The organism is Bifidobacterium amazonense (assembly GCF_018555435.2).
Taxonomy (GTDB): Bacteria; Actinomycetota; Actinomycetes; order Actinomycetales; family Bifidobacteriaceae; genus Bifidobacterium; species Bifidobacterium amazonense.
In genome coordinates this window covers 26,654-51,370 of the sequence record NZ_JAFEJT020000017.1, presented here as the reverse complement: position 1 = coordinate 51,370, position 24,717 = coordinate 26,654, and the positions used below count along the sequence as shown (strand labels likewise).

At 62.8% G+C, this 24,717-nt stretch carries 25 protein-coding genes; 15 read left to right on the top strand and 10 right to left on the bottom strand.

Annotation, left to right across the window (positions count from 1 at the left end; genetic code table 11):
• Positions 1-52 precede the first annotated feature (52 nt).
• Entirely contained in the window at positions 53-1,639 is a 1,587-nt protein-coding gene (locus JS533_RS05760; protein ID WP_241513495.1) for a C69 family dipeptidase, read from the bottom strand.
• Positions 1,640-2,233: 594 nt separating this feature from the next.
• Between JS533_RS05760 and JS533_RS05755 the strand changes: the two genes are divergently transcribed.
• From JS533_RS05755 to JS533_RS05730, 6 genes are all read left to right on the top strand, one after another.
• A complete protein-coding gene (locus JS533_RS05755; RefSeq protein WP_033494394.1) occupies positions 2,234-2,482 on the top strand; it encodes a mycoredoxin in 249 nt (82 codons plus the stop codon).
• A gap of 543 nt (positions 2,483-3,025) precedes the next feature.
• Entirely contained in the window at positions 3,026-3,661 is a 636-nt protein-coding gene (locus tag JS533_RS05750) for an MptD family putative ECF transporter S component (protein WP_241513494.1), read from the top strand.
• Positions 3,661-4,497, top strand: coding sequence for an energy-coupling factor transporter transmembrane component T family protein (locus tag JS533_RS05745; protein ID WP_241513493.1), 837 nt, complete (start codon positions 3,661-3,663; stop codon positions 4,495-4,497). The genes JS533_RS05750 and JS533_RS05745 overlap by 1 nt, the downstream gene beginning before the upstream one ends.
• Entirely contained in the window at positions 4,494-6,221 is a 1,728-nt protein-coding gene (locus tag JS533_RS05740) for an ABC transporter ATP-binding protein (protein WP_241513492.1), read from the top strand. The genes JS533_RS05745 and JS533_RS05740 overlap by 4 nt, the downstream gene beginning before the upstream one ends.
• Positions 6,218-6,970 (top strand): hypothetical protein, encoded by a 753-nt coding sequence (locus JS533_RS05735; RefSeq protein ID WP_241513491.1) that lies wholly within the window; start codon positions 6,218-6,220, stop codon positions 6,968-6,970. Before JS533_RS05740 ends, JS533_RS05735 begins: the two co-directional genes overlap by 4 nt.
• Before the next feature lie 171 nt (positions 6,971-7,141).
• Positions 7,142-7,834 (top strand): hypothetical protein, encoded by a 693-nt coding sequence (locus tag JS533_RS05730; RefSeq protein ID WP_241513490.1) that lies wholly within the window; start codon positions 7,142-7,144, stop codon positions 7,832-7,834.
• A gap of 62 nt (positions 7,835-7,896) precedes the next feature.
• Here JS533_RS05730 and nrdF read toward each other — a convergent pair whose 3' ends face one another.
• From nrdF to JS533_RS05700, 6 genes are all read right to left on the bottom strand, one after another.
• A complete protein-coding gene (nrdF, locus tag JS533_RS05725) occupies positions 7,897-8,889 on the bottom strand; it encodes a class 1b ribonucleoside-diphosphate reductase subunit beta (protein ID WP_241513489.1) in 993 nt (330 codons plus the stop codon).
• An 18-nt stretch (positions 8,890-8,907) separates the two neighbouring features.
• Positions 8,908-11,052 (bottom strand): class 1b ribonucleoside-diphosphate reductase subunit alpha, encoded by a 2,145-nt coding sequence (gene nrdE, locus JS533_RS05720; protein WP_241513488.1) that lies wholly within the window; start codon positions 11,050-11,052, stop codon positions 8,908-8,910.
• A 187-nt stretch (positions 11,053-11,239) separates the two neighbouring features.
• On the bottom strand, positions 11,240-11,812 hold the full coding sequence (nrdI, locus tag JS533_RS05715; protein ID WP_241513487.1) for a class Ib ribonucleoside-diphosphate reductase assembly flavoprotein NrdI: 573 nt from the start codon (positions 11,810-11,812) through the stop codon (positions 11,240-11,242).
• Complete coding sequence (locus JS533_RS05710) at positions 11,809-12,108, bottom strand: glutaredoxin family protein (protein WP_241513486.1); 300 nt, start codon at positions 12,106-12,108, stop codon at positions 11,809-11,811. The genes nrdI and JS533_RS05710 overlap by 4 nt, the downstream gene beginning before the upstream one ends.
• Before the next feature lie 385 nt (positions 12,109-12,493).
• Positions 12,494-13,780 (bottom strand): zinc ribbon domain-containing protein, encoded by a 1,287-nt coding sequence (locus JS533_RS05705; protein WP_241513485.1) that lies wholly within the window; start codon positions 13,778-13,780, stop codon positions 12,494-12,496.
• A gap of 142 nt (positions 13,781-13,922) precedes the next feature.
• Entirely contained in the window at positions 13,923-14,522 is a 600-nt protein-coding gene (locus JS533_RS05700) for an IS607 family transposase (protein ID WP_241513484.1), read from the bottom strand.
• A gap of 988 nt (positions 14,523-15,510) precedes the next feature.
• On the opposite strand from JS533_RS05700, the gene JS533_RS13790 reads away from it, so the two are divergent.
• From JS533_RS13790 to JS533_RS05670, 6 genes are all read left to right on the top strand, one after another.
• Entirely contained in the window at positions 15,511-15,918 is a 408-nt protein-coding gene (locus tag JS533_RS13790) for a helix-turn-helix domain-containing protein (RefSeq protein WP_241513483.1), read from the top strand.
• 193 nt (positions 15,919-16,111) lie between these two features.
• Positions 16,112-16,264, top strand: coding sequence for a hypothetical protein (locus tag JS533_RS05690; protein WP_241513482.1), 153 nt, complete (start codon positions 16,112-16,114; stop codon positions 16,262-16,264).
• Complete coding sequence (locus tag JS533_RS05685; RefSeq protein WP_241513481.1) at positions 16,261-17,613, top strand: helix-turn-helix domain-containing protein; 1,353 nt, start codon at positions 16,261-16,263, stop codon at positions 17,611-17,613. Before JS533_RS05690 ends, JS533_RS05685 begins: the two co-directional genes overlap by 4 nt.
• Positions 17,610-18,194 carry a WhiB family transcriptional regulator gene (locus JS533_RS05680; protein WP_169171401.1) on the top strand — a complete coding sequence of 195 codons (585 nt, stop codon included), beginning with the start codon at positions 17,610-17,612 and terminating at the stop codon, positions 18,192-18,194. The genes JS533_RS05685 and JS533_RS05680 overlap by 4 nt, the downstream gene beginning before the upstream one ends.
• A gap of 48 nt (positions 18,195-18,242) precedes the next feature.
• A complete protein-coding gene (locus JS533_RS05675; RefSeq protein ID WP_241513480.1) occupies positions 18,243-18,824 on the top strand; it encodes a ParA family protein in 582 nt (193 codons plus the stop codon).
• Positions 18,821-19,039, top strand: coding sequence for a hypothetical protein (locus JS533_RS05670; RefSeq protein ID WP_033494383.1), 219 nt, complete (start codon positions 18,821-18,823; stop codon positions 19,037-19,039). Before JS533_RS05675 ends, JS533_RS05670 begins: the two co-directional genes overlap by 4 nt.
• 71 nt (positions 19,040-19,110) lie before the next feature.
• Here the strand turns inward: JS533_RS05670 and JS533_RS05665 are convergent, their stop codons facing one another.
• Together JS533_RS05665 and JS533_RS05660 are read right to left on the bottom strand one after the other, a co-directional pair.
• Positions 19,111-19,635: a GNAT family N-acetyltransferase gene (locus JS533_RS05665; RefSeq protein ID WP_081892078.1), complete on the bottom strand. Its 525-nt coding sequence runs from the start codon at positions 19,633-19,635 to the stop codon at positions 19,111-19,113.
• A 20-nt stretch (positions 19,636-19,655) separates the two neighbouring features.
• Positions 19,656-19,823: a hypothetical protein gene (locus JS533_RS05660; RefSeq protein ID WP_241513479.1), complete on the bottom strand. Its 168-nt coding sequence runs from the start codon at positions 19,821-19,823 to the stop codon at positions 19,656-19,658.
• 529 nt (positions 19,824-20,352) lie between these two features.
• Between JS533_RS05660 and JS533_RS05655 the strand changes: the two genes are divergently transcribed.
• Together JS533_RS05655 and JS533_RS05650 are read left to right on the top strand one after the other, a co-directional pair.
• The gene (locus JS533_RS05655; RefSeq protein WP_241513478.1) at positions 20,353-21,390 is read left to right on the top strand and encodes a helix-turn-helix transcriptional regulator; all 1,038 of its coding nucleotides are present in this window, start codon (positions 20,353-20,355) and stop codon (positions 21,388-21,390) included.
• 142 nt (positions 21,391-21,532) lie between these two features.
• The gene (locus JS533_RS05650; protein ID WP_241513477.1) at positions 21,533-22,099 is read left to right on the top strand and encodes a hypothetical protein; all 567 of its coding nucleotides are present in this window, start codon (positions 21,533-21,535) and stop codon (positions 22,097-22,099) included.
• Between the two features lie 366 nt (positions 22,100-22,465).
• On the opposite strand, the gene JS533_RS05645 is transcribed toward JS533_RS05650, so the two are convergent.
• On the bottom strand, positions 22,466-22,636 hold the full coding sequence (locus tag JS533_RS05645; protein ID WP_241513476.1) for a hypothetical protein: 171 nt from the start codon (positions 22,634-22,636) through the stop codon (positions 22,466-22,468).
• Positions 22,637-22,913: 277 nt separating this feature from the next.
• Here JS533_RS05645 and JS533_RS05640 point away from each other — a divergent pair, with 277 nt between their 5' ends.
• Positions 22,914-24,626, top strand: coding sequence for a SpaH/EbpB family LPXTG-anchored major pilin (locus JS533_RS05640; RefSeq protein WP_241513475.1), 1,713 nt, complete (start codon positions 22,914-22,916; stop codon positions 24,624-24,626).
• The last annotated feature ends 91 nt before the right edge of the window (positions 24,627-24,717 follow it).

Sequence of the window (24,717 nt, the reverse complement as noted above, 5' to 3'; positions counted from 1 at the left end):
AGCGCGATACCACAGCCCCGGCGAGCCCACAGACAGGGCCGAGCCCCTCGCGTCACACCCAGCGGTCGGACATGGCGAAGCCGTTGTGCATGAGGTTGCTGGACGTGTACAGCACGTCGTTGAGCAGCGTGGTCGTATGCACGCGCAGATAGTCGGCCATGCGATCGTTCGCTTCCGCGAGCACGCCGGTCACGGGCATGCCGTCACGGCTGCCGTCGCCGTCCGCAAGCCCGTCGCCATTGCCGTCGATGCCGTCGTCGAACCGACCGCTGGCGATCGCCGCGTCAGTCTCGCCCAGCAGTCGGTGCCCGAAGATGCGCACGTTCTCGGCGTACCGTTCGATCGCGTTGCGCGTGTCGAACCAGTGCGCGTCGGCGAGCGCGGCGATCAGCCGGTTCGTCCAGTACAGGCTGTCGGTGGAGACCTCCGGCGTCGTGTCACGCAGGTACGCGGGCGTGTCGTCGACGTTCGCGTAGAACGGCGCGGCCGTAGTGAACGGACCGGAGCCGTACGAGATCCACATGACCGCCCGGCTGGCCGCAGGTGCATACGGTCGCAGCTGGATGGCGACCATGTGGCCGGTGCGGTTCACGCCGATCGGACGGTAGCGGTGGCGTGATTCGGCGGTGCCGGTGGTACCGTACGGGTCATACGGGGTGCCTTCGAAGTGCGACGACAGCAGGAAATCAACATCCTCGACAGTCACCTTCGCCTCGGGCACGCGGCACCACGGGATGTCGTCGGATTCGGGCGTGTAGCGGGCGACGGGCGAATCCCAGTCGTCGCCGGGGTTGAGCCGGCGCTGCATGTACCAGGCGCGCGGCGTGTTGTAGATGTGGTCCTTCGGCGTGCTCGTGCCGAACGCGAGCCGCGGATTGAACACGTCGGGCACGGCGTCGTTCGCGGTTCCGTCCATCGTGCGGTCGAGCCGATGCTGCGCCATGAACTCGCGCAGGTCGGCGCTGCACAAGTATTCACGCTGTTCGCCGAACGCGTCGGCCAGGTCGAACCGGTCGATGCCGAGCTGGTTCGGGATCGTCGCGTAGCAGTCGTCGGGCACGCGCCGCGCGATCCAATGGTGGCCGCCGATCGTCTCGACGTACCAGATCTCGTCCACGTCGGAGATGATCACGCCGTTCGACTCGTACGTGCCGTACGTTTGCAGCAGGTCGCCGAGCCGCAGCACGCCTTCGCGCGCGGTCGCGACGTACGGCAGGACGAGCGTGATGATGTCCTCCTCGCCGATGCCGCCCGGCTGTTCCGGCTGATAGCCGGGCTCCCCCGGCTCGCCGACGGCCGGCACAAGTTCGACGAACGGGTCGGCCGCGGCGACGCGCTCGTTGACGGCGATCGTTTCGGTCGCGCTCATCGCCACGTTGCGTTCGTTCGCACCAGCTTCGGCGAGCACGCCGCGATTGTTGAGCACGTTCGGCACGATCGTGTACCGGCACGGATCGTCCGGCAGATTGATTTCGACGTGGCTGAGCACGCTGCGGTAGTGCCGCGGCTGGTCTTCCGGATGGACGGCGACGAATCGCTTGGGATCGTAGCGGCCGGAGCCGGAGTCGTCGTCGCGCGCGATGATCGTCGATCCGTCGGTGCTGGCTGATTTTCCGATGAGAATGGTGGTGCATGACATGCGACCCACTCTAGGAGCGGGGGCGGCCGTGCCTCTTCATCTCGCGGCGCACATGCGTTGCAGATACGTTGTGGATGCCCGTTCAGTCTTCGGAATCGCGCTGCGCGCGATACTGTGTTGTTGGCGGCGCTCCCGCGCCGAGGAGCTCCCCCAGTCGAGCTTCGCTCGACAGCCCCCTCAGTGAGGGGGCCGAGGCTGCCGCCAGCATCTTTGCCACCGTCATCTCTGTCGGCTCGCGCATCGCCTACAAACAGCTCTGCTGTCTGCTTTACGGCGATGTTTCAGAGGAAACCGGCCTGTGGCTTATAACCGTTGGCAACGCCTTCGAAGCTGGCGGAGCCTCGGCTCCCTCACCGAGCTGTCACGGCGTAGCCGTGACTGAGGGAGCTCCGCGGCGCGAACGCGCCGCCAACAACACAGTATCGCGCGCAGTGCGATTCCGAGATTACGCGGATGGCGTGGCTGGGCGGGCGGGGAGTGGGATCGTGAGACAGTAGTGTGGAATGGCAGCGGATGCCGGGTTCGTTCGGCCGGCCGACTGGGCCGCGGACGGATGGACGACATCGCATTATGGATCAACGGAAAGGAATCATCATGGCCATTGAGATGTACGGCGCGGATTGGTGTGGCGACTGCAAGCGCGCGAAGGCGGCGCTGCAGCGGCTCGGCGCGGAGTATGTGTGGCACGACATCGAGTCCGAGGAGGGCGCGGCCGACCGTGCGGTCGAGATCAGCGGCCAGAAGCACATTCCGGTCGTGCTGTACCCGGACGGCGCGTTCCAGGTGGAGCCGTCCGCCACGGATATCGAGAAGAAGCTCAAAGAGCTGGGCATCATCGCCTGACCGGCAGCACACGTTAGCAGAACTGCCGGCAGATCCTCCAGCGGAACGCATCGGCGGGATTGCCGGCGGATCCGCCATCGTATCGGCCGATCGGCGCGGCTACGCACGACCGCGCACAGCCTCGCGACTCCAAGCGTTTTCCCAGCCAAACCGGGACTCGTATCCAGCAAAATCCGGGGAAACGCCGAAGCTCGCCCGCCTATCCTGTATTTCAGGCCGCAAGGCCGATATAACTTAACCTCTTTCCTCTCTCTTCTTCTCTCTTCTCTGCAAGCCCGGCGCCAATCCCGCCGGGCTTTCTCGTTCCCGCATTTCGTCTGGAATGAGCAGTCCGGCCACATCGTCGGCCGTTCCACCGCCCATCCCCGGTCATCTCATTTCATTCCCGCCACCTCGCCACCCCTCCACCATCCGCACAGCCGAGTACGGGGGTATTGTGTCGCGCGCCGATGCCCGATACATTGAATGGAGTTTGTCCATTTCGCGCGTTCCGTCAAGAACGGGAGCCGAAACCGTTCCGTTTCGCATCGGAGATCAGATCATATGACCCAGCAGCCCGCCGCGCAGCCGACCGGCACCCCCGCCGCCAAATCCTCCCGCCTCGCCATCCCCGACCTCATCTCGATCGGCATCTTCACGGCCCTCTACTTCGTGTGCGTGTGCGTCGCCACGCTCATCAGCGCGCTCGTCGCCGGCGCGGGCACGATCTTCCTGCCGGCCGTCGCCGCGCTCATCTGCGGCCCGGTGTTCATGCTGTCGGTCGCACGCGTCGGCAAGTTCGGCGGCATCACCGTCATGGGCGTCGTGATCGGCCTGTTCCTGTTCGTCTCCGGCCATTTCGCGCTTTCGTTCGTCGCGAGCATCGTCTTCCCGCTCGCCGGCGACCTGATCGCCCGCATCGGCAACTACAAGAACAGGATCACCATCCTCATCGGCTACGTCGTGTTCTGCTACGGCCTGACCGGCCCGATCCTGCCGCTGTGGTTCATGAAGGACGCGTATGTCGCCTCGCTGCAGGCGCGCGGCAAGGACTCGGCGTACATCGACAACCTGTTCTCGCAGATCAGCGTCGGCTCGTTCTTCGTGGCGATGGCCGCGATCCTCGTGTGCGGCCTGATCGGCGGCTGGTTCGGCCAGCGCATCCTCAAGAAGCATTTCGTCAAGGCCGGCATCGCCTGATGACGCGGACGATCGCGGCCCGGCAGGACGTGCGCATGACCGCGTCGGCACGCACCGCCGGCCTGCGGCTCGACCCGCGCGCGAAACTGTATCTGCTGCTGCTTGCGAACCTGCTGTTGTTCTTCCACGTGGACACGCGCGGCGAGGCGATCATGGTCACGCTGTTCCTGCTGCCGCTGTTCGTGGCCGGACGGTGGCGCACGGGATTGCGCTTGACCGTGCTGTACTTCGCGCTGCTCGGGCTGGGATTGTGGTCGGATGCGGTGACGCTGACCGGCACGGGAAGCGGTTCCGGCGGCTCGCTGATCGGCATGATGAACGGCGGCACGACCGGCGCGGGCGACGCAACGACAACGCTCGCGACGGCCGGTCACGTCGCCGGACTACTGTCGGTCGGCATCCGCATGATGATGCCGTGCCTGATCACCGGCGCGTACGCGTTCACGACGACGTCGATCAGCGAGTTCGTGTGCGCGATGCGGCGTATGCGCGTGCCCGAGGCGATCGTGATCCCGTGCATGGTCGTGATCCGCTTCTTTCCGACCATCGCGCACGACTATCGGCAGATCCGCAACGCGATGGCGTTGCGCGGCATCGCGGCCGGCCGGTTCGCGCTCGTACGTCACCCGGTGCAATCGTTGGAGTTCATCATCGTGCCGCTGCTGATGAACGCGACGTTCGTCTCGCGCGACCTGTCCGTCGCCGCACTCACCAAAGGGCTCGGCATCGCCGGCGAACACACGTGCATGACCGTGATCCGCATGCGCTGGTTCGACTGGGCGTTCATGGCCGTGTGCACCGTGCCGATGGCGCTCTCGATCGGAGGCGTACTGTGAGCGAACCGTCATTCTTGTCATTCCGGGCGAACGCCGCCGGCGGGGCGACCGTTCCCCCGTCGACATCCGTATCCGATGCCATCATTCGCATCGTCGACACGTCGTTCCGGTACTCGCACGACGATACGGGCGCGGCGTCCGATGCATCGTCCGGCACGCCAACTGATACGACGGCCGGCACGACGGCCGGCATGTCCCTCGACCCCGCGAACGTCGACGCGACGCATCCCACCGAACCCGCCCTGTCGCACGTCGATCTGACCGTGCGCCCCGGCGAAACCGTCATGCTGTGCGGACAGTCCGGCTGCGGCAAAACCACCGTCACGCGGCTGCTCAACGGTCTGATCCCGAACTTCTTCCACGGTCCGCTCACCGGCACGCAGGTCGTGTGCGGACTGGCACCCGGCGGCTCGGACAGTGCCGCATCCATCCCGATCGAGTCGTACGTGCCGCTCGTCGGCAGTGTCTTCCAGAATCCGAAAACGCAGTATTTCAACGCGGACACGACCTCCGAACTCGCGTTCCCATGCGAGAACGTCGGCATGGAGCCGGACGCGATCAGCACTCGGGTCGACGACGTCGCGCAACGATTCAACATCAACCATCTGCTCGACCGCAGCGTGTTCAAGCTGTCCGGCGGCGAAAAGCAACGGCTTGCAGTCGCCGCGGCGACCATGCTGGGCCCGCGCGTCGTCGTCATGGACGAACCGACCAGCAATCTCGACGCGTCCGCGATGCGCGACCTGCACGACATGGTCGCCGCGCTCAAACGCGACGGCGTGACGGTCGTGATCGCCGAGCATCGTCTCGCGTGGTGCGCCGATCTGGTCGACCGGTACGTGCGCTTCGCGGACGGCGCGATCGTTGGCACGTACACGGCCGACGAGTTCTCCGTACTGCCGGCCGAACGGCTGGAATCGTGGGGACTGCGCGCGCTCGATCTCACGCCGTATCGCAAAGCGCTGCGACAGAAGATGCGGTCCGGAAGCGAGCGAACTGCGGAAGCCACGCGCACGGAAATCGACGCTCCCATCATCGCCACGCAGGGTCTCGCCGTCGGATATCGTCGCGCGTTCCGCCGCGACATCGGCGACCTGACGCTGTCCGGCGGCGAGATCGTCGGACTCATGGGACACAACGGCGCCGGCAAAAGCACGCTGGTACGCACGCTGTGCGGTCTGCAGCAACCGCTCGCCGGACGCATGCTGTTGCACGGCAAGCCGGCCCGGCCGGCCGCGCTCACCCGCGCCGGATTCCTCGTCATGCAGGACGTGAACTATCAGCTGTTCGCCGACAGCGCGCGCGAGGAACTGCTGCTCGGACTGGGTGACGCGGACGATGCGATCCGACGTTCCGTCGATGTGCCGGACGCGGCTGGCGCACCGCAGCTTCACCCCACCACGCTCGGCGAACAGGCCGACCGCGTGCTCGACGAACTGGACCTGCTGCCGTTCGCGGAACGTCATCCGATGAGCCTGTCGGGCGGGCAGAAGCAGCGGCTGGCGATCGCGTCGGCGATCATGTGCGGCAAGGAACTGATTGTTTTGGATGAGCCGACCAGCGGACTCGACCGCGCGCACATGATGCAGGTCGGTGCGCTGCTGCGGCGTCTTGCGGACCGAGGCAAGGCCGTGCTCGTCGTCACGCATGACGAGGAGCTGGCCGCGCTGTGGTGCGACCGTATCATCGACCTGGACGAAAGCTTGCATAAGGAGGCATCATGACCGATCCCATGGCGGCCGAACCCGCGGCAGCACCATCCGCCGCACAGTCCGCGGCGCAACCCGCTGAGCAACCCGCGACGCCATTCAATCCAACCGAATGGCTCGGCGACTGGATCAGCTTCGAGCGGCTCATCGACAGCCGCGAACCCGCGCTCGAACGCGCGTGGGCGGAATCCGAGGCGGCGATGCGACGCAACAAGTCCGCGTTCACGCTCATGCTGCCGTTCTTCGGCGGCAGCATCCGCCGGTTCTGGCGTTGGGCTTGCCGCACGACCTGCCGCGAAAACCGTCACGCATCCATCGTCGGTTGGCACATCGAACCGTTGGAATTCGGCGAGCGCCCGGACAACGGATTCGCACTCGCCTGGCTCAGCGGCGAAAACACGGTGATCGGCCGCTACGCCTACCAGTTCGACCACATGATCGACCGCGGCCTCGAAGGCAAGCCGTGCTACGTGTTCCACGCCGACTCCGCGCCCGCCGACAGTCCGTTCCGCGTGCTCATCGCGATGGACCCGATGCCCGCGCGCGCCGAACTGTCGAACGGCGGCTTGCTGAGTCATCTGCATTTCCAATACAGCAACAGCGAAGCGACGTTGCTGCGCGGCGAAACCGGCAACCCGGCGGCCAAACTGCGTCATCGCATGTGGTATCCGACCATGTGCGCCGGTGACGGCGACCTGCTCGCACAGTGCAACGTCGTGCGCGCGCTGCACAAGCTGCCGGCGTGGACGGAACTGCCGGACTGAAATCGGCGGGCCGGTCAGCGAACTGTTCAACCAGTAATCCGGCAATCGTCCCAACCGGCGTCCCGACGCAATCCGGCACCCCGGCCGCACATCCGACAACCAACCGACCAACCGACAACCAACCGCCCGACAACCGGCCGCATGCCTACAAGCACGCCTACAATGGGACCCATGGGAAACGCCGTCGTACGCCGCAGGCCGAAGTCGGAATCAGCGCTGGAACCACAGCCGGAACCGCAATGCACGGCCGAGGAATGGCAGGGCAGCCGCCAACCCGTCCGGCAGTTGATCCGCCGCCGGCTCTGGCAGACGTTCGGCCCGGCGGTCGTGGTGGCGGTGCTCGGCGTGGCGGCCGTCATCTGCGTGTGGATCATGCGCGACACGATCGGCCGTCCGCTGTTCGCGGACGGCGTCTCGCCGTGGGAATACGTGCTCATCGCCGTCGGTCTGCTCGTGCTCGCCGTGGCCGGCGGACTGGCCCTGCATTCGGTCGTGGTCCAGCTGCCCTACGACATGGTCGGCGTGCGCACCGACGACGATTTTCCGCTGCGGCTCGTCCGCAAGCCGCACGACAACCGCGATCTCGAACTCGAGGACCCCGACTATCTGGTGTCGGCGATCCTGTTCTCCGGCAATCTCGACCGGGTGTTCAAAGTGTTGGAATTGGACGGCGGCGAGGCCGACGTCTGCTGGACGATCATGCAGGTGAGCGACGGCCGACTGCGCGTCGTCGACCGCGACGCCGTCGACACGAACACCCGGCTCGCCTGTGCGGAACAGTATTCGACCGACGACCTGACCGGCATCCCGCTCGACGACAACTGCGAATACGATCAGCGCAACAGCGTGCTCATCGTGCGGTAGCGCCGCCGGCCGGCAGCCGGCCAACGACGCTCCGTTTCACACAGACGACCGGACGGCCGGGATCAGAAGTCCCAGTCCTCATCGTCGGTCTCCTCGGCCTTGCCCATCACATACGACGAGCCGGAACCGGAGAAGAAGTCGTGGTTCTCGTCCGCGTTCGGCGACAGCGACGCGATGATCGCCGGGTTCACGTCGCAGATCTCCGCCGGGAACAGCGCCGGATAGCCGAGGTTCATGAGCGCCTTGTTGCCGTTGTAACGCAGGAACTTCTCCACGTCCTCCGTGAGCCCGACCCCGTCGTACAGCGACTCGGTGTACTCCACCTCGTTGTCGTACAGCTCGTTGAGCAGGTCGTACGTGTATTCGCGCAGCTCCTCGCGCTTCTCGCCGCCGACCAGCTCCAAACCCTTCTGGTACTTGTAGCCGATGTAGTAGCCGTGCACGGCCTCGTCGCGGATGATGAGGCGGATCACGTCGGCCGTGTTCGTGAGCTTCGCGTGGCTCGAGAAGTACATCGGCAGGTAGAAGCCCGAGTAGAACAGGAACGATTCGAGCAGCGTCGAGGCGACCTTGCGCTTGAGCGGGCTGTCGCCCTCGTAGTAGTCGAGCACGATCTGCGCCTTCTTCTGCAGGTACTCGTTCTCCTCGCTCCACGCGAACGCGGCGTCGATCTGCTCGCTCGAGCACAGCGTCGAGAAGATGCTCGAATACGACTTCGCGTGCACGGATTCCATGAACGCGATGTTCGTGTACACGGCCTCCTCGTGCGGGGTGAGCGCGTCCGGGATGAGGCTCACCGCGCCGACCGTGCCCTGGATCGTGTCGAGCAGCGTGAGGCCGGTGAACACGCGCATGGTGAGCGTGTGCTCCTCCTCGCTCATGGCCTGCCAGCTGGGGATGTCGTTGGAGACAGGGACCTTTTCGGGCAGCCAGAAGTTGCCGGTGAGACGGTCCCAGACCTCGAGGTCCTTGTCGTCCTCGAGTTTGTTCCAGTTGATCGCGCTGACGCGGTCGATGAGCTTGAGCGGCTTGCGCGGGATGGAGATCGGTGCCATAGTGCGGTTTCCTTTCGTTTACAGCATGCAGGAGACGCAGCCCTGGACCTCGGTGCCTTCGAGGGCCTGCTGGCGGATGCGGATGTAGTACAGGGTCTTGATGCCCTTGCGCCACGCGTAGATCTGCGCCTTGTTCACATCGCGCGTGGTGGCCGTGTCGGGGAAGAACAGCGTGAGCGAGAGTCCCTGATCGACGTGCTGCGTCGCCTCCGCGTACGTGTCGACGATCGCCTTCCAGCCGATCTCGTACGCGTCCTTGAAATACTCGAGGTTCTCGTTCGTCATGTACGGCGCGGGGTAGTACATGCGGCCGATCTTGCCTTCCTTGCGGATCTCGATCTTGGAGACGATCGGGTGGATCGACGACGTGCTGTGGTTGATGTACGAGATCGATCCGGTCGGCGGCACGGCCTGCAGGTTCTGGTTGTACAGTCCGTCCGTGAGGATCGCGTCGCGCAGCGCGGCCCAGTCGTCGACGGTCGGGATCGCGACACCGTACTTCGCGAACAGTTCGCGCACGCGTGCGGTGCGCGGATCGAGCGAGCGGCGGCCGTCCGTGTACTTGTCGAAGTAGTTGCCCTGTCCGGCCGGCTTCGCGTACGCGGAACGCTCGAATCCGACGAACGCGCGGCCGCGGCTCACCGCGAGGTCGTGCGACGCGCGGTACGCGTGGTAGGCGACGGTCATGAAGTACATGTCGGTGAAGTCGAGCGCCTCGTCGGAACCGTACTGGATGCCTTCTCGGGCGAGGAATCCGTGCAGGTTCATCTGGCCGAGGCCGATCGCGTGGCCTTCCTCGTTGGCGCGGCGGATCGACGGCACCGCGTTGATGCTGGTCTGTTCGGCGACCGACGTGAGCGCGCGGATCGCCGTTTCGACCGTGCCGGCGAGGCCGCCGTCCATGGCCTTGGCGATGTTGAGCGAGCCGAGGTTGCAGGAGATGTCGCGGCCGACGTGCGCGTAGGTGAGGTCCTCGTTGTAGGCGCTCGGCTCCTGCACCTGCAGGATTTCGGAGCACAGGTTCGACATGGTCACGCGGCCGTCGATCGGGTTGGCGCGGTTGACGGTGTCCTCGAACACGATGTACGGGTAGCCGGATTCGAACTGGAGCTCGGCGAGCGTGGTGAAGAACTTGCGCGCGTCGATGTAGGTCTTGCGGATGCGATCGTCCGCGACCATCTCGTCGTACTTCTCGCTGATGGAGATGTCGGCGAACGGCTTGCCGTACACGCGCTCGACGTCGTACGGGCTGAACAGCGCCATCTGCGCCTTCTGCTTGGCCAGTTCGAACGTGATGTCCGGCACGACCACGCCGAGCGCGAGCGACTTGATGCGGATCTTCTCGTCCGCGTTCTCGCGTTTGGTGTCGAGGAAGCGCATGATGTCGGGGTGGTGCGCGCTCAGGTACACCGCGCCCGCGCCCTGGCGCGCGCCGAGCTGGTTCGCGTACGAGAACGAGTCCTCGAGCAGTTTCATGACCGGCACGACGCCGCTCGACTGGTTTTCGATGTGCTTGATCGGCGCGCCGAGTTCGCGCAGGTTGCTCAGCAGCAGGGCGACGCCGCCGCCGCGCTTGGACAGCTGCAGGGCCGCGTTGATGCCGCGCGAGATCGACTCCATGTTGTCTTCGATGCGTACGAGGAAGCAGCTGACCGCTTCGCCGCGCTGCGCCTTGCCGAGGTTCAGGAACGTGGGCGTGGCCGGCTGGAAGCGGCCGGCGATCATCTCGTCGAGGTAGCTGACGGCGGCGGTTTCGTCGCCGGCGGCCAGTGCGAGCGCGACCGCGGCGCAGCGCTGCGGGAAGTCCTCGAGGTACTGCTTGCCGTCGAACGACTTGAGCGCGTAGGAGCGGAAGAATTTGAACGCGCCGAGGAACGTCTCGAACTCGTAGCCGCTGGCGGCCGCGCGCGCGTAGAACGTGTCGAGGAATTCGGGCGTGTACTGCTCGAAGACGCGGGCCTCGTAGTACTGGTTGTCGATCAGGTACGCGAGTCGTTCGGCGGTGGTGGCGAAATGGCGCGTGTTCGGTTCGATCTCGGTGGCGACGTACGCGCGTTCGGCTTCCTTGTCCTTGCCGAACTGGATGCGGTGGTGCTCATCGTACAGGTTGAGCATCGCGTTGAGCGCGTGGTAGTCGGTGGACGGGTCGTAGGTGGTGGGCATGTGTGATGAATCCTGACTGGTTGCGATGTGGATCGGTTACGGTTCGTATCGGGTGGGGCCCGGGCCGGTTGCGTTTTGTGGCCGGCTGGATTCCGGGCCGTTGACTGTTGCCGCTGACTGTTGGCTGCTGGTCGTTAGCGTTGGTCGTTGGCCGTTGGTCGTCTCGATGCGTCGGCTGCTGGTTCGGTTACCGGTCGTCGGCTTGCCTGTTGTCGGCGAAGAATCGGGCAAGTCCGTCGCGCGTCTTGCGCACGTCCCCCGGCGTGCCCATGAGTTCGAACGTGAACAGCAGCGGCACCTTGCATTTCGCGGAGACGATGCGCCCGGCGGCCGCGTACGCCTCGCCGAAGTTCGTGTTGCCGGACGCGATCACGCCGCGGATCCACGCGCGATTGTCCGGATCGTTGAGGAATCGTTTGACTTGCGGCGGCACGGCCTTGCTTACGACTCCCCCGCCGTACGTCGGCACGATCAACACGTACGGTTCGCGCACGGCGAGCGGCTCGTCGCCGGGGCGCAGCGGAATGCGGTAGGAGGCGATGCCGAGTTCGTCCAGTCTGCAGTTCGCGACAAATCGTGCGGTGTTTTCCGATGCGGACGAGAAGTAGACGATCGCGCCGGCGTGACGTTCGGCTGTCGCAGTCGCCGTGGCCGCGTGCCCGACGGTCACGACGGCCGGTGATGTCGCTGGAACTGCCGGCGACTGTTCGCGTTCGGCCAGGATGGTCGACGTGCCGGACTGTATCGTCGGATCGCTCATGCGACGAGGATGCGCTCGTTGGCGCCGGTCGCCGAGATGACGTCGTGTTCGGCGGCGGATTCCGCGGCGATGGTCTTGGCCAGTTCGCGGATGAGGTCGGGGCGGTAGCCGGTCCACGAATTGTCCGGCGTGATGACGACCGGGGCCTGCTTGAAGCCGGCTTCCTGCAGCTGCTCGAGCGTGGACGGGTTTTCGGACAGATCGACGGTTTCGAACGGGACACCCAGCTTGGTGAGCTGACGCTTGGTGGCGTCGCACTGCGGGCAACGCGGTTTGGTGAAGACGGTAACGGTCATGTGATGCCTCCATTCGGTCGATGCTGTGAACTGCCGAGGAACTAGACTACAACCATGCCCCGGATCACGCCGGCACTAGTTCTTGTGGCGTGTTGAGCGTGTCGCAACTAGATATAGGGGTTGCACCCGTTCTGGCAGTAGGCGCACACGACGACGCACGCCTTTCTCGCTCGCCCGCTCCAGCGAAATGTCAGATTGATCACATTCAGGTTTTCGAGCGGCGAGGAGACGACTCCACGACGACTCAGCACACGCCAGGATGCGCGGTGGGAGGCATGACGAGGCGACGCCCCATGCACAAATACACGAACCTTTCCACACACGGACCCCAGTGCGGAAACTATGCATGCACCCCACCATACAGAGTATGAATTTGGATAGTCGTTTATGACTGTCGTTTGTTCTTGACCCGCGTTTCAGTGTTGGCTTTCGCTTTGGCTGACGTCGGGGAGCCGTACTCCTTACGGCGTGACGGACAGCGTTTGCCGTCCGGGCATCGCTGGGCGTGCTCCTTGCGGAGTTGGCTCAGGATGATCGTTCTGCCGATCCTCCGCCAGCTTTCGGGACGGGAACGTCTCGCCCTGATGGTTCTTGCGGCGGCGATATCGGCGTTGAGTGTGTATCCGCAGCATTCGCAGCGGAACAGGTTCCGGTTGGGTCGGTTCTTCGAACTGGCCCAACCGCAGGATCCGCATTCCAGTGACGTGTATGCGGGGTTGACGTGGGTGATGGCGATGCCCTTGGTCTGGGATAAACGTTGGAGCTTGTATCGTACCGTGGCGCGTCCGGCGCGGGTGAGGATACGGTTCATCTGTTTGGATAGTCCGCCGTGACGGAAGTCGAGGTCTTCGACGACGATCTCGCGGAGCCGGTCATCCGCGATGAGGTTCAGTACGCGGTTGGTTTCGTTGCGCACGTATTCGCGGATGCGCCGGTTGAGGTTTCGGTAGCGTTTCGACTGCTTGTAGGAGACATGGGAGTGGGCAAGTTCCCTGGTGAGCGCAGTCAGTTCCATGTCGCGTTTCTGGAGCCATGCGAACAGTTCCAGCCCGTACAGGCGTCCGTCGCTGGTGGCGAACAGGCTTTTCAAACCCCAGTCCAAGCCGATGGCCTCCCCGGTGTCGCGTGGTTTCACGGACTCCATGGTGGTCATGAGCCGGGCGACGATGGTGTCGTCCTCGTTGACCCTCAATTGCAGGTGGTTCGCCAGCCGCTGGGGGTCGTCGGGGTTCAGGTGCGGTTCGAGGTCCGAATGGATGAGGATCGGGGCGTACAGGGGGTGTCCCTTTTCCAGGGTGGAGATGCGCGCCCAGTAATAGTATTCGCCGCCGTTCGATGGTTGGATCTGGGCGATCTTGCCGTCCATGCTCATGGTGCGGCATCGCATCGGGTTCGGGAACCGGTTGCGTTTATGCAGGTGCTTGATGATACGACGGGCCATCCTGTGGGCCTCGTCGTCCACCCGCTCCCACCATGCGTGACGCAGGTTGATCCGGTACAACGCCTGTTTCAGGTCGTCATCGAGCGACGAATGGTAGACGATGCCCCTGAAGTCGTTCTCACGCAGTTCGATCCATGAGTCGAGCATCGCCTTCGCCTGCCTGACGACGGAATCCCACTGCCGTTGCGACAATCCACCGTCCCAGTTCTTGGTGTCCACCCAACGGGGCATCTTTCCGCCCCCGATGATGGTCCGCTCCAATACCGCAAGGACCCGCTTCAACCCACGCCGCCACACGGGCAGCATACGACGGAGCATCCCGGCCTTCCCCATGTTCACGGGGAAGCCGACCTGATAGGAGGTGTACACCATGTCAGGCTTCGACGGCATCGTCCACCCCGTTTTCGTCACGGGTGAGCACGTCCACCATCGCCACGGCTTTTTTTGACCGGCGTTGACCATACAGGCGCGCGCTGAACGAGTAGATGATCGACACGAGATCCCGGATCAGATCCGTACGATCGTCACCCGCCTCATTGATCACAATGATTCGTTTGTCTTGCTGTTCGATGAACAGGCGGAACCATTCGAACCCGAACCGGGTCAACCGGTCCTTGCGCTCTACGATCAGCACGCCCCACGTGTTCCGTTTCAGCAGGGCGGACAGTTTACGCCGCTTGTCGTTTACACCGGAGCCCACTTCGGCCACGGACTCCACGATATGATACCCGTTCGCCGTCGCCCAATCCTCCACACGCTTCTGCTGGGCGGGCAACCGGGTCCGACGTTCCGACGGGTCGGACACTCGCGCGTATACGGCCGCATCGTTCGCCATATACGTTTTCGTCTCGTCGGGTACGATGATCGTCCCGACCTCATCCTTGTACGCGCCGGGTATCCGCCCCAAACGGAAACGCTCCCATGCTGCACGGTATTGGATACCGTGTATGCGCGCGTATTCGGAGAGTTTCATAATCATATGATATCATAAAACACTAGAAAAAACTAGTCTTTTAACAACTAATCACAAGACTTCCGCACATACGCCCTGCCACACGCACCATCATTGATCTCGAACGTGATTCCCACGCGACTTCCAGCCACCACACACACCTCGCCGAGACTCGCGTTGTTATATGAAGTCACGGCCGCAAAGGCCGCGATAACTGAACCCTTTCCTCTCTTCTTCCTCTCCTGAAAGCCCGGCTCCCCGCCGGGCTTTTTCGTGCTCTGAATGCAGTAGCGGACGCATGCCAATCTTCTCTGCCAGCTGCTTGGCGGTCAATTTCCTCGGTTGCGAGGGTAAGGCTTCACCGTTCTCGTTCGATATCGGCCAGTCCGGCGGCAAGCATGTTGACCCGATTGACGCCAGATGAGGTCGGTTGCCGTACCCATTCAGGCTCGGTACACATATGACCGTGTCAAAAGTATCCGATTACAACCCGAAAATATCCGATTAGACAGCCTTCATCCGAAGCGAATCCTTGATTTTTCAACGATTTGTATCGGATAGATCATGGTTCAAACTATCCGATTAACCCAGATACTATCCAATTCCGAGGTGGACCAGACGACCTCAGCCAAACAAGAGAAAGGCGTTTTCTAGGCAGGGGTTTCCGATATAATCAACCATACCTGGACGGGGTGAGTCCCGTCTGTGACTTCGGAATGCCGGCTCTTTGAGCCGGCATTCTTGCTTTTCCACCGCGTCCGCCACGCACGTGGAATACACCTCACTTACGAAATGTCGATTTGGTTTGTCCGGTGGAAGTGTGTATCTTAGTGCTGTTGCCCCTTTAGCTCAACGGTTAGAGCAGCGTCCTTTTAAGTCGTGGGTTTTTCGGGGATTAAACGTACTGCCCCGACCCGCTTCACGGATTAAATTTTGAACGGTTCCCGGTCATGGAAAGCGTGTTTCCATGTCTCGGACCAGTGCCTCCGCCGCGTGCGCGTTGTCGCCGGTGTTTGCCGTTGACGGCTTCGCCGATGCTTCGCGCGTCCTGTTCGGGCGTGGTGTCGTTCCTCAGTCCCATGATACCCGTTTTCTGCTGGTTCCCGCCGCGAACCGTGACACGAGCGTGCCTGAGCAAGGCGCGGCGAGCGAACGCGAGCTGCGCCGTGACGGCGTGACCACGCGCCGCGTGCGCATGCTGATGGGTGAGCCGAATTATGTGAGCTACGCGGCGCTTGCCCGTATCATGCGACTGTCGAAGTCGTCGGTGACGGGCAAGCTCAACGGCGACATCAACTGGACGCTGCCCGACATCAGGCGCATCGCGTCGCATTTCCGCGTTTCCAGTGACTGGCTGCTCGGCCTGTCCGACGATCCCGTTCCTTCGATGGCGAAGGAGGTGGTCGCCTTCACATAGAAGAAGCCCTCTCCTTGCGGGAGAGGGCCAGGTCCGTTCGGGATCCGTGGAGGCGGCCGGTCAAAACCGTTTCCCGGATTCCAATCAAAGTAACCAAGAAAGCCTGAATTTTGTGAAGAGAAAGGAAGGCTTTCGCGGTGCAGACAGAGATTGGATTCTTATGTCTTACAAGCAGGATTGTATACCCGCGCGCGTGACCGTCATCGCGTGCGGAAGCCCGGAAAACCACGGTTTTGAGGGAAAGTCTTATATCACGGTTTCACCGTATCTCGACGAATCGGTCAGCCGCGCTGACCGGTTGCGGCGCGCCGTGGCCGCGCATCCGGCGGGAGGTGAACGCCGATGAGCATCCAGGCATTGAGCCGCGTGTTCACGCTCAAGCGGCTGATCGAGGATCCGTACGCCCAGCTCGTGCTCATCAACCTCGCCGACAACGCCGACGAGCACGGTCGCAACTCCTTCCCCGGCATCAAGAAGATGGCCAGGAACTCGTGTATGTGCGAACGGTCGGTGCAGCGCAAGCTGCGCTGGCTGGAGGAGAACGGCTTCATCCGCAAGTCGGAAGCCACGGAGGTGATCCAGTACCTGCCCGAGTACAAGCGGCCGACCGTGTGGGAGATCTGCATGGACCGCGACGAGACGCTGCCCGCGCCGACGGACCGCAAGCCGCGCACGTCGTGCAGAGGCGGGAGCCAGACGGAGGAAGCGGACGACACCGAGCAGGATGCCGACGCCGGTGCATGCGAGGCACCCGGTGCATCACAGTCACCGGGTGCAGGAAAAGCGCCGGGCGGAAGCAAGACGCCCGATGCACTGCGAGTCACCAGCCCGGTGACCGTGCAGTCACCCAAACCATCCTATGAACCTATTACCCCTCTGTCCCCTAAAGGGGACATCTCCCCACGGGGAGACTCAGCCGGGAACAGCACAACCACCATCAGCCAATCGTCCGACGTACCGGACCGCGACGACGAACCGAACCAGGATTTCGGCTTCACCAGCGAAAACCATCAGTCGGACGGGACGTTCGTCGGCGACAACGTCTCCGTGTCCGATTGCGACGCGCTGCTGGAACGGTTCGCCGAACTGCTCGCCGGCGAACAGGTGTGGGCCAAGCCGCCACGGGCGCGCGACCAGCGGGCCGCGGCGAAATTGCTCTCGGAGCACAGCCAGATGGAGATTCTGGAGCTGGTGCTGTGGACCGCCAAGAATCCGTTCTGGCGTCCGAAAATGCTGAGCATGTCCGAGTTCGCTCGACGTTGGGAACGCCTGTGGCAGGAACGGCGCAGCGAGATCGAACAGCGGCGGATCAGGGTCAAACGTATCAAGGCGGGGACCATGCCGGCGAAAGACGAGGAGGAGAAGGACCCTCATGCGGCGGTGCTGGTCTCGTGCGAAACCGTCACGCAGTGCCCGGTGTTCGGCTACTCGTCGTTCCAGCACGGCAGGTCGAACAGTCGAATCGCGTTCGCGCAGAACCATCTCAACGGCTCCATCCGACGGGACAAGTGCCCGGTGTGCGCGTACGACGAACGCAACCTGGCGCTGCACGGCAACACACGCACCGCGGAAGCCGTCAAGCGGGCACGGGTCGAGGCCGACGAGCAGACGAAACGCTGGAAGGAACACCTGCGGCAGAAGGAAGAGAAACTGGCAGCGTTCGACCGGATGCTGAGCATGGAACGGAGCGCATGATGGATGGGTTCCGCCCCACCGGCAAGCCGGCCGGCAAACCAGCACGAGCTACGGGCGGCGACGAGTGGATACACACGTCGATGCTGCCGCCCGGCGGCCTGTGCGCGCAGGCGCAGCTCGACCTGTACGACATGATCTGGATGGAACTCGACGCCGCCGGCGACTCACGTCCCGACCAAATGCTGCGCGGCGCAGCCAAACGCCTGTGCGCGCAATGCCCAATGCTCATGCCGTGCCTGGCCCGCAGCCTGCTGCGCCCGGTCACGCACGGCATCCTCGGCGGCATGACCTACAAGGAACGCCAGTACGCGATGCGCGTCGTCATCGTCCACGACGTCCTGCCCGGCCGCAAGGCCGCGGATCTCGCCCAACCGTACCGGCGGCTGCTCGACTGGCTCGACGCCCACCCCGAAATCCACAGCATCGTACGCAACCGGCGACGCAACGAACGCGCACGCAAAACCGGCAACGGCGAACCGCTCGGACGGCCACGCAGGCTCACCCGGCTCGAACCCGGCGAACGCGATCCGCCGGAGACGCCCGACGAACAGGCCCAGCCGGACACATCCGCAAAGAAATAAAGAAACAAAGAAAAACACAAATACAAACAAACACAAAGGGAGACCGTCATGAGAATCGCCATCGCCAACGCGAAGGGCGGGGTCGGCAAGACCACCATCGCGCAATACCTGTGCCACGCGCTCGTCCGCGACGGGCAGCATGTCACGCTTCTGGACGCCGACCCGCAGTACTCCGCGACCCTGTGGGACAGAATCGCCAACCTCAACAACGAAACGCTGCCGTTCAACGTGCAGGCCGCCACCGGCGACGAACTCGCCGCAATCCGCACCGCGCCGGGAGAATGGCTCATCATCGACGCGCCGCCCACTCACGCAGGCCTCAAAACCGCGCTCGACACGGCCGACTTCGTGATCGTGCCCACCACCGAATCTCCCGTCGACCTGCAGCAGGCATGGGCGACCGTCAACGCAGCCGGACGCACGCCCGCCGCCGTACTGCTCAACCGCGTCGAAACGAACACGGTCGCGTTCCGGCAGGCCATGCACGCGCTCGAAACACAGGACACGCCACGCTTCGACACGATCGTGCCCAAACGGCAGGAGATCAAGACCAGCTTCGGCCGCCGCCCGGCCAAACTCTGGGAATACGGCCTCGTCCTGCACGAGCTGAGACGGGCGGTCGGACAATGAAAGGGAACCTGAGCTATCTGCCCGCCGAACGCGAGATCACGTCGGTCGACGACATCTACCGCGAGGAACCGGCCAACGACCCCTACATGGTCACCAGCATCAAGATCCGCACCTCGCTGCGCAACCGCATCAAAGCGGCCGCCGGCATCAAGGGCATCCGCATGCAGGACCTCGTCGCCCAGGCCCTCGCCGAATACCTCGACCGGCACGAGTGAAGTTATTGCTGGTGCGCCGCAGCGGAGACATTCCTTGCAGTCGTACCAGCAATACAACCAATCGTGATGGATCAGCGTCTCGCCCATAGGTTGAACACGAAGCCGTGACGATCCTTCTCATATGTGCGGATGAGCTGGTATCCGAACGAGGCGAACAAATGAGCGCTGGCACGGTTGTTTTCATCAATAGTGGCGATGAACACCGGGTTTAAGTCACGTTGGACGGCATCGCGGGTCGCAACCGCCATCGCGTCGCGTAAGGCCTGCGTACCTAATCCCAGGCCTCGGAGCCTGCGGGATACAGCGATCACCGCGATTTCGTACACCCCGTTACCCTTATGCGCTACCGCACAGTATGAAGCCAGATTGCCGGTCTCATCGTCCACGCCCACGCGAATCCAGCAATCCTTGTCGTGATATATCGGACTGTTATGGATGAGACGTTGCACTAGCAGCGCCCACGGTTCCGGATGAAGCTGTGATCCTTTGACCCATCGTCCGTCAATCTGACGGTTGGCCGGTACGGGGTCAGTGCAAGAGAAACTAGTGAACCGCGACTGATCGGACTTGTCGGCGAAACGAAAACGAACCGGCACTCTGCTGCTCCGTCAACGGCTCAAGCGTAAACCTGTTCACGAGGAGACGGGACAGCGCCCGGCTCCGCTTCAGAGGATTTGCCGAGAAATTCCAACACATCCTGCGGCAGGGGCGCATCACACAAACGCAGATAGTCGTATTCGGCACTGTCCTTATCCACCGTGTACAAATCAACGAGTTTTACCATGACACGCCTCCTTTCGTAAAGATATGCTACCGCACGTCATGGTCCGGCATCAAGGGATTTTTCCTGAAAGGAAGTCATGCCAGATCCACATAAACAAAGAAATACGAACATAAAGAAATGCTACGAAACTACCGGCTGATGGGTGGTATCGGGGACGGTGACGATTATCGTGGTGGGACCACGAAGTCGTGGCGGGCGGCGGCAGGATGAGGGGCGTGCGGTCGGACCAAGGGTGGTTCGGGTAAACGTTCCGCATTCTTGACGGCGTGCCATCACAAGCTGGCATCGGACACACCAACGCCGCCATGATCACCAGCAAACGAATCTATGAACGCCGAGTCCCGCAGCATACTTGAAACAATCTCCGAAAACGTTGGAATTCAGCCGATGCAACCGCTGGTTGCGCGGCGATTGGCTTCGTGATCGGCGTGTGCAACCGCAAGATGGTGGCGGACGGCGGCGCGGTCTGCCATAGTGGGGTCATCGTCCGGACGCGACATGACGACACTGTTGGAAAGAGGGGACCACCATGACATTCCGCACCAATCTGCAGACGTTGCGCGCACGGCGCAACATGACGCAGGAGCAGCTCGCCATGCTGCTCGGCGTCTCGCGGCAGGCGATCTCGAAATGGGAATCCGAGAAGGCGTACCCGGAAATGGACAAGCTGCTGGCAATCTGCGACCTGTTCGGCTGCACGCTCGACGACCTCGTGCTCGGCGACGTGAACCGGCCGGCAAACGGCGCCACGTCCGACCCGACGACGGGACCGTCAGACGAGCAGAACCATCCCGATACGAAACCGGCCGAACCGGCGATCGGGTCGGCCGACGCCGGCACACCGCCCCTGCCGCAGGACCTGACCGGATACGACGCGCATCGGCGTCGCTTCTCACTGCTGATCGCGTCCGGTATCGCGGCGGTTATCGCGGCGGTCGGCATCGCGAACCTGTTCGACTCCGACAACTCGATCATCGGCCCTTCCCCGCTCAACGATTTCCTGATGTTCACGTGCATCGGCATAGGCGTGGTCGTCGGATTGGCGCTGCTGCTGGGCGGCGGCATGATGCGCGTCGCGTTCATGAGACGGCACCCGTACGTCCAGGACTTCTACACGCAGGACGACCGCAGCCACGAGGCCCGCATACTGGTGGCCGGCATCACGGGCGGCATCGCGGCGATCCTGATCGGCGTCATGCTCGTGGTGTACATGGACGAGGTGCGGGGCGTCGACGCCGGCTGGCCGAACGCCGTCATGCTGACGCTCAGCGCGGTCGGCGTGTTCCTGTTCATCTACTGCGGCATGCGGTATCTGCAGTTGGACATCGACGCCTACAACCGGGCGTCCGAGGAGGACCGCAAGGAACGCGCCGGATTGCAGACCGCTTCCTCCAGGCTCACCACGACGGTGTGCGGCGTCATCATGCTCGTCGCCACGATCATTGCAGTATGTCTGCTGATGTTTGCACCCGACGCGCCGTTCTGGCTGCCGTGGGAGATCGGCGGCCTACTGTGCGGCATCGCCGCCCTCGTCATTCAACTGTTCAAAGGACGTTTTGACCAGTAAGCAGCTACCCGTTGTGTCACATCTTCAAGAGAGCCGGCTCACCGGCTCTCTTTTTTTATTACGCCTTCAGAATGCTTGACGCAACCCAAAGAATATCATATAATGAGCACCACTGTTTCATAATTCAGACAAAGGAGTGATTATGAAAAAGATACCGCATATGATAAAAGTCCTTGTTGCATGGCTGTCGGTATTAGGGCTCTCCATGAGTGTGTGCGCACAGGCTTCGGCATCCGAAGTCACTGCCAACGAACCGTATTCGTCATCCGTCACCTCAATCAACAGGCCAGAAGTAGCGGCCACAGACAATATCATGAGGATCAAGGGCAGGGTGCTTGACGCATCCTCCCTCAAAGGAATCAAGCTCAGTCTGGCTGACGGGGACACCGTCGTAACCGAATCGGATTCCTTCCGCATCATCGACAGCGCTGGAAACACCGTCATAGGCTTGGCGACGCAGCTTTCCTCTGGTCAAAGAGTCGCATACGACGCGAGCACGAAAACCATCCACATCGAAACCACAGCAAGCAATGGCCTGAGATCATGCAACCCTTGGGCCAAATGGATCGTGCAGACTTGGGGCGATCTTGGCGTGTGCACCCCTGCAGCATTGGGCGCGCTCGGCCTTGGCGGAGGAATCGTCTCAGCCTTTGTCGCAGCCGGATGCCACGGTGGAATCAGCGCATTGCTCACCCTGATGGGATGCTGACGATACAAGGAGCGGCAATCATGAAGACGAGACTGCGCCAGATTCATGAATACAACGGAAGCCACAATTTGTTCGAAAACTGCAAAAAGACCAGCAATACACAGCTGAGCGCGATAATCGCCACACTGACAACCTGCGATCTGGTTGGATGCTCCTTGTCAGCGAGAAGCTATGCCATGCTTGTCACGTCCCTACTTACAGGAGCCGTTCTATTCCTCGTATGCGAAACTGTGTTCTACAATCTATCGACACTCAATAACGGTGATAATAAGTAAATTAGTTTTTCCCACTAATGACGGTCGTGTGGTCGTATAGTTATTCAGCCACACGACCGTCATTAGCTCTCTTTTTTTCGCGGGGATGGCGTCACTGCTTGCCACGCTGGTTATGCTGGTGACCTTCCCAGAGATATTCCGCCACGTCCAGCGCCATCGCGGCTACGGCTATGACGGTGAGCAGCAGGCTTTCTCCCACGGATGTGATGAGAAGAAGAACATAACAGGCAAGTCGCGCGATCCGCCACCAGTTGATAGGCATGATCCCATGCTATCGAGAAATACAAAAAGAAATGCTACGAAACTACCGAATGCCGAGCAGCATCGGGCAGTGACGATTATCGTGGTGGGACCACGAAGCCGTGGCGGGCGGCAACAGGATGAGGGGTGTGCGGTCGGGCCAAGGGTGGTTCGGGTAAACGTTCCGCACCTTCCCTCTCATGACATGGCCGCGCCGTCGGGTTCTCTTCCTTTCTCTTCCCCGTCGGCGCGGTTCGTGCCTTGGTCTCGGGGGATGCGGATAGTGAAGGATTCCGATCATGTTCTCTTCCCGCAAGTTCGGCTGGCTGCTGCGCGCGACGATGGCGACAGTGCTGCTGCTGGCCACAGTGTCGGCCGGCGGCATCGCCCATGCCGATGAGGTCGGTGAGACGACGCCCGTATTGGGTGATTCGATCACGCTGAACGCCGGTCCGGGTTCGTCGTTGAACGGCGCGGACTTCAAGGTGGTCAAGCTCGCAGGGTTCACGATTCAGGGTTCCGCGGTGACGGTGCGCACCGAGGACGCGGTGCGCGGCGATGTGATCGCCTCGCTGCCGAAGGTCGGCGACGGCGAATACCCGGTCGATGCGGCCGATGCCGACGGTGGGATGCCCGGCGAGGCGGCGTGGGGCAACGATGGGGCGGCCGACACGGGTTCCGGCGGCGAGGATCCGATCGTGTGGCTGGCCCGGCAGGGGGACGCGAAGGATTCCCCGGCTTGGCGGCTGTTCTCCGATCGCATGGCGGACACCGTTGCCGTCACGGATGCGCCGGTCATGTCCGGCACGACGACGCCCGCCGCCGACGGCACGATTTCCTCGATCATATTCGCCGGATTGCAGCCCGGCCTGTACCTGCTGGAGGATGCGAACACCGCGTTGACCGGCACCACGCGTTCGGCGCCGATACTGGTCGGTACGGCGATCACCGCCGCGAAACCGCCGATCGGCAACGCCGATGGCGTGGCCGAGATCAAGAACCAGCGCGTCACGATCGGCAAAAGCATCATCGACGGTGACGACGCAACGCTGACGGACGACCGCAATGCGGGCGATATCGTGGACTATCGTATTGAAACCCTCATCCCCGATACTGCGAAATACGCGAATGATACGGCCAACCCGTACGTGTTCCGCCTGACGGACGTCCTGTCGAAAGGCCAGCGGTTCAATGATGACCTGTCCGTCACGGCCAGCAAGGACGGCCGGTCATGGAGCCCGCTCGACGGTGAAGATTACACGCTGCGGGCAAGCAAGTCCGACGGCGGCACGGCAACCACGATCGATCTCGACCTGAGCGCATGGGTCTATACGAATGGCCGTGACGGCATGGCGGGCGGTTTGCTGCGCGTCGACTATTCGGCCACGCTCACCGAGCATGCGACGATCGACGGCGACGGCAACACGAACACGGTCACGCTCACGTACTCGAACGATCCGAAAACCAACCAGACCGGCGAGCTCACGCCTCCGGACACCACCGTGTACACGCACGGCTTCCAATTCGACAAGATCGGCGAGGACGGCAAGACGCCGCTCGCCGGCGCGACGTTCACGCTCTACACGGCGGACACGTTCGCGGACGACGCCAAGTACCGTCGCGCCGACCGTCCCGACGAGGACGTAACCGCCACGTCCGACCGCAACGGCCTCGTGAGGTTCGACGGTCTGGCCGCCGGCACGTACTGGGTGCGCGAAACCGGAGTGCCGGACGGCTACCGCGACCTCGACGTGCGGTTCAAGGTCACGATCACCGCGGATCCCGGTAAAGCGGCGCTGGCCGTGTTCGAACGCGTGCCCTCACTGGCCGATTCGCTCGTGCAGATCGAGAAGAACGGCCTGCTGTTCGTACGCAACGTCACCACGATCACGAATCTGCCCTTGACCGGTAGTGGCGGCATCGTCCTGTTCCTCGTCATCGGCGGCCTGCTCGCCGCCGGCGGCGCGATCATCGCCGTCATGACCCATCGCAGGGGACGCCTGCTCAAATAAACGCTCCACGACCGCCCCCGCCGCGCAACCCCACGGAATCGCGCGACGGGGGCGGCTGCGTTTCCCCGGTGTACGGCACCCAATATCCGTC

Coding starts and splice junctions, on each gene's coding strand:
- JS533_RS05675 (WP_241513480.1), top strand. CDS start 18,243: ATGAGAATCGCCATCGCCAACGCGAAGGGCGGGGTCGGCAAGACCACC.
- JS533_RS05705 (WP_241513485.1), bottom strand. CDS start 13,780: ATGCCCCGTTGGGTGGACACCAAGAACTGGGACGGTGGATTGTCGCAA.
- JS533_RS05745 (WP_241513493.1), top strand. CDS start 3,661: ATGACGCGGACGATCGCGGCCCGGCAGGACGTGCGCATGACCGCGTCG.
- JS533_RS05685 (WP_241513481.1), top strand. CDS start 16,261: ATGAGCATCCAGGCATTGAGCCGCGTGTTCACGCTCAAGCGGCTGATC.
- JS533_RS05710 (WP_241513486.1), bottom strand. CDS start 12,108: ATGACCGTTACCGTCTTCACCAAACCGCGTTGCCCGCAGTGCGACGCC.
- JS533_RS05660 (WP_241513479.1), bottom strand. CDS start 19,823: ATGGTAAAACTCGTTGATTTGTACACGGTGGATAAGGACAGTGCCGAA.
- nrdE (WP_241513488.1), bottom strand. CDS start 11,052: ATGCCCACCACCTACGACCCGTCCACCGACTACCACGCGCTCAACGCG.
- JS533_RS05730 (WP_241513490.1), top strand. CDS start 7,142: ATGGGAAACGCCGTCGTACGCCGCAGGCCGAAGTCGGAATCAGCGCTG.
- JS533_RS05650 (WP_241513477.1), top strand. CDS start 21,533: ATGAAAAAGATACCGCATATGATAAAAGTCCTTGTTGCATGGCTGTCG.
- JS533_RS05645 (WP_241513476.1), bottom strand. CDS start 22,636: ATGCCTATCAACTGGTGGCGGATCGCGCGACTTGCCTGTTATGTTCTT.
- JS533_RS05670 (WP_033494383.1), top strand. CDS start 18,821: ATGAAAGGGAACCTGAGCTATCTGCCCGCCGAACGCGAGATCACGTCG.
- JS533_RS05735 (WP_241513491.1), top strand. CDS start 6,218: ATGACCGATCCCATGGCGGCCGAACCCGCGGCAGCACCATCCGCCGCA.
- nrdI (WP_241513487.1), bottom strand. CDS start 11,812: ATGAGCGATCCGACGATACAGTCCGGCACGTCGACCATCCTGGCCGAA.
- JS533_RS05760 (WP_241513495.1), bottom strand. CDS start 1,639: ATGTCATGCACCACCATTCTCATCGGAAAATCAGCCAGCACCGACGGA.
- JS533_RS05680 (WP_169171401.1), top strand. CDS start 17,610: ATGATGGATGGGTTCCGCCCCACCGGCAAGCCGGCCGGCAAACCAGCA.
- JS533_RS05750 (WP_241513494.1), top strand. CDS start 3,026: ATGACCCAGCAGCCCGCCGCGCAGCCGACCGGCACCCCCGCCGCCAAA.
- JS533_RS05655 (WP_241513478.1), top strand. CDS start 20,353: ATGACATTCCGCACCAATCTGCAGACGTTGCGCGCACGGCGCAACATG.
- JS533_RS05640 (WP_241513475.1), top strand. CDS start 22,914: ATGTTCTCTTCCCGCAAGTTCGGCTGGCTGCTGCGCGCGACGATGGCG.
- JS533_RS05755 (WP_033494394.1), top strand. CDS start 2,234: ATGGCCATTGAGATGTACGGCGCGGATTGGTGTGGCGACTGCAAGCGC.
- JS533_RS05700 (WP_241513484.1), bottom strand. CDS start 14,522: ATGAAACTCTCCGAATACGCGCGCATACACGGTATCCAATACCGTGCA.
- nrdF (WP_241513489.1), bottom strand. CDS start 8,889: ATGGCACCGATCTCCATCCCGCGCAAGCCGCTCAAGCTCATCGACCGC.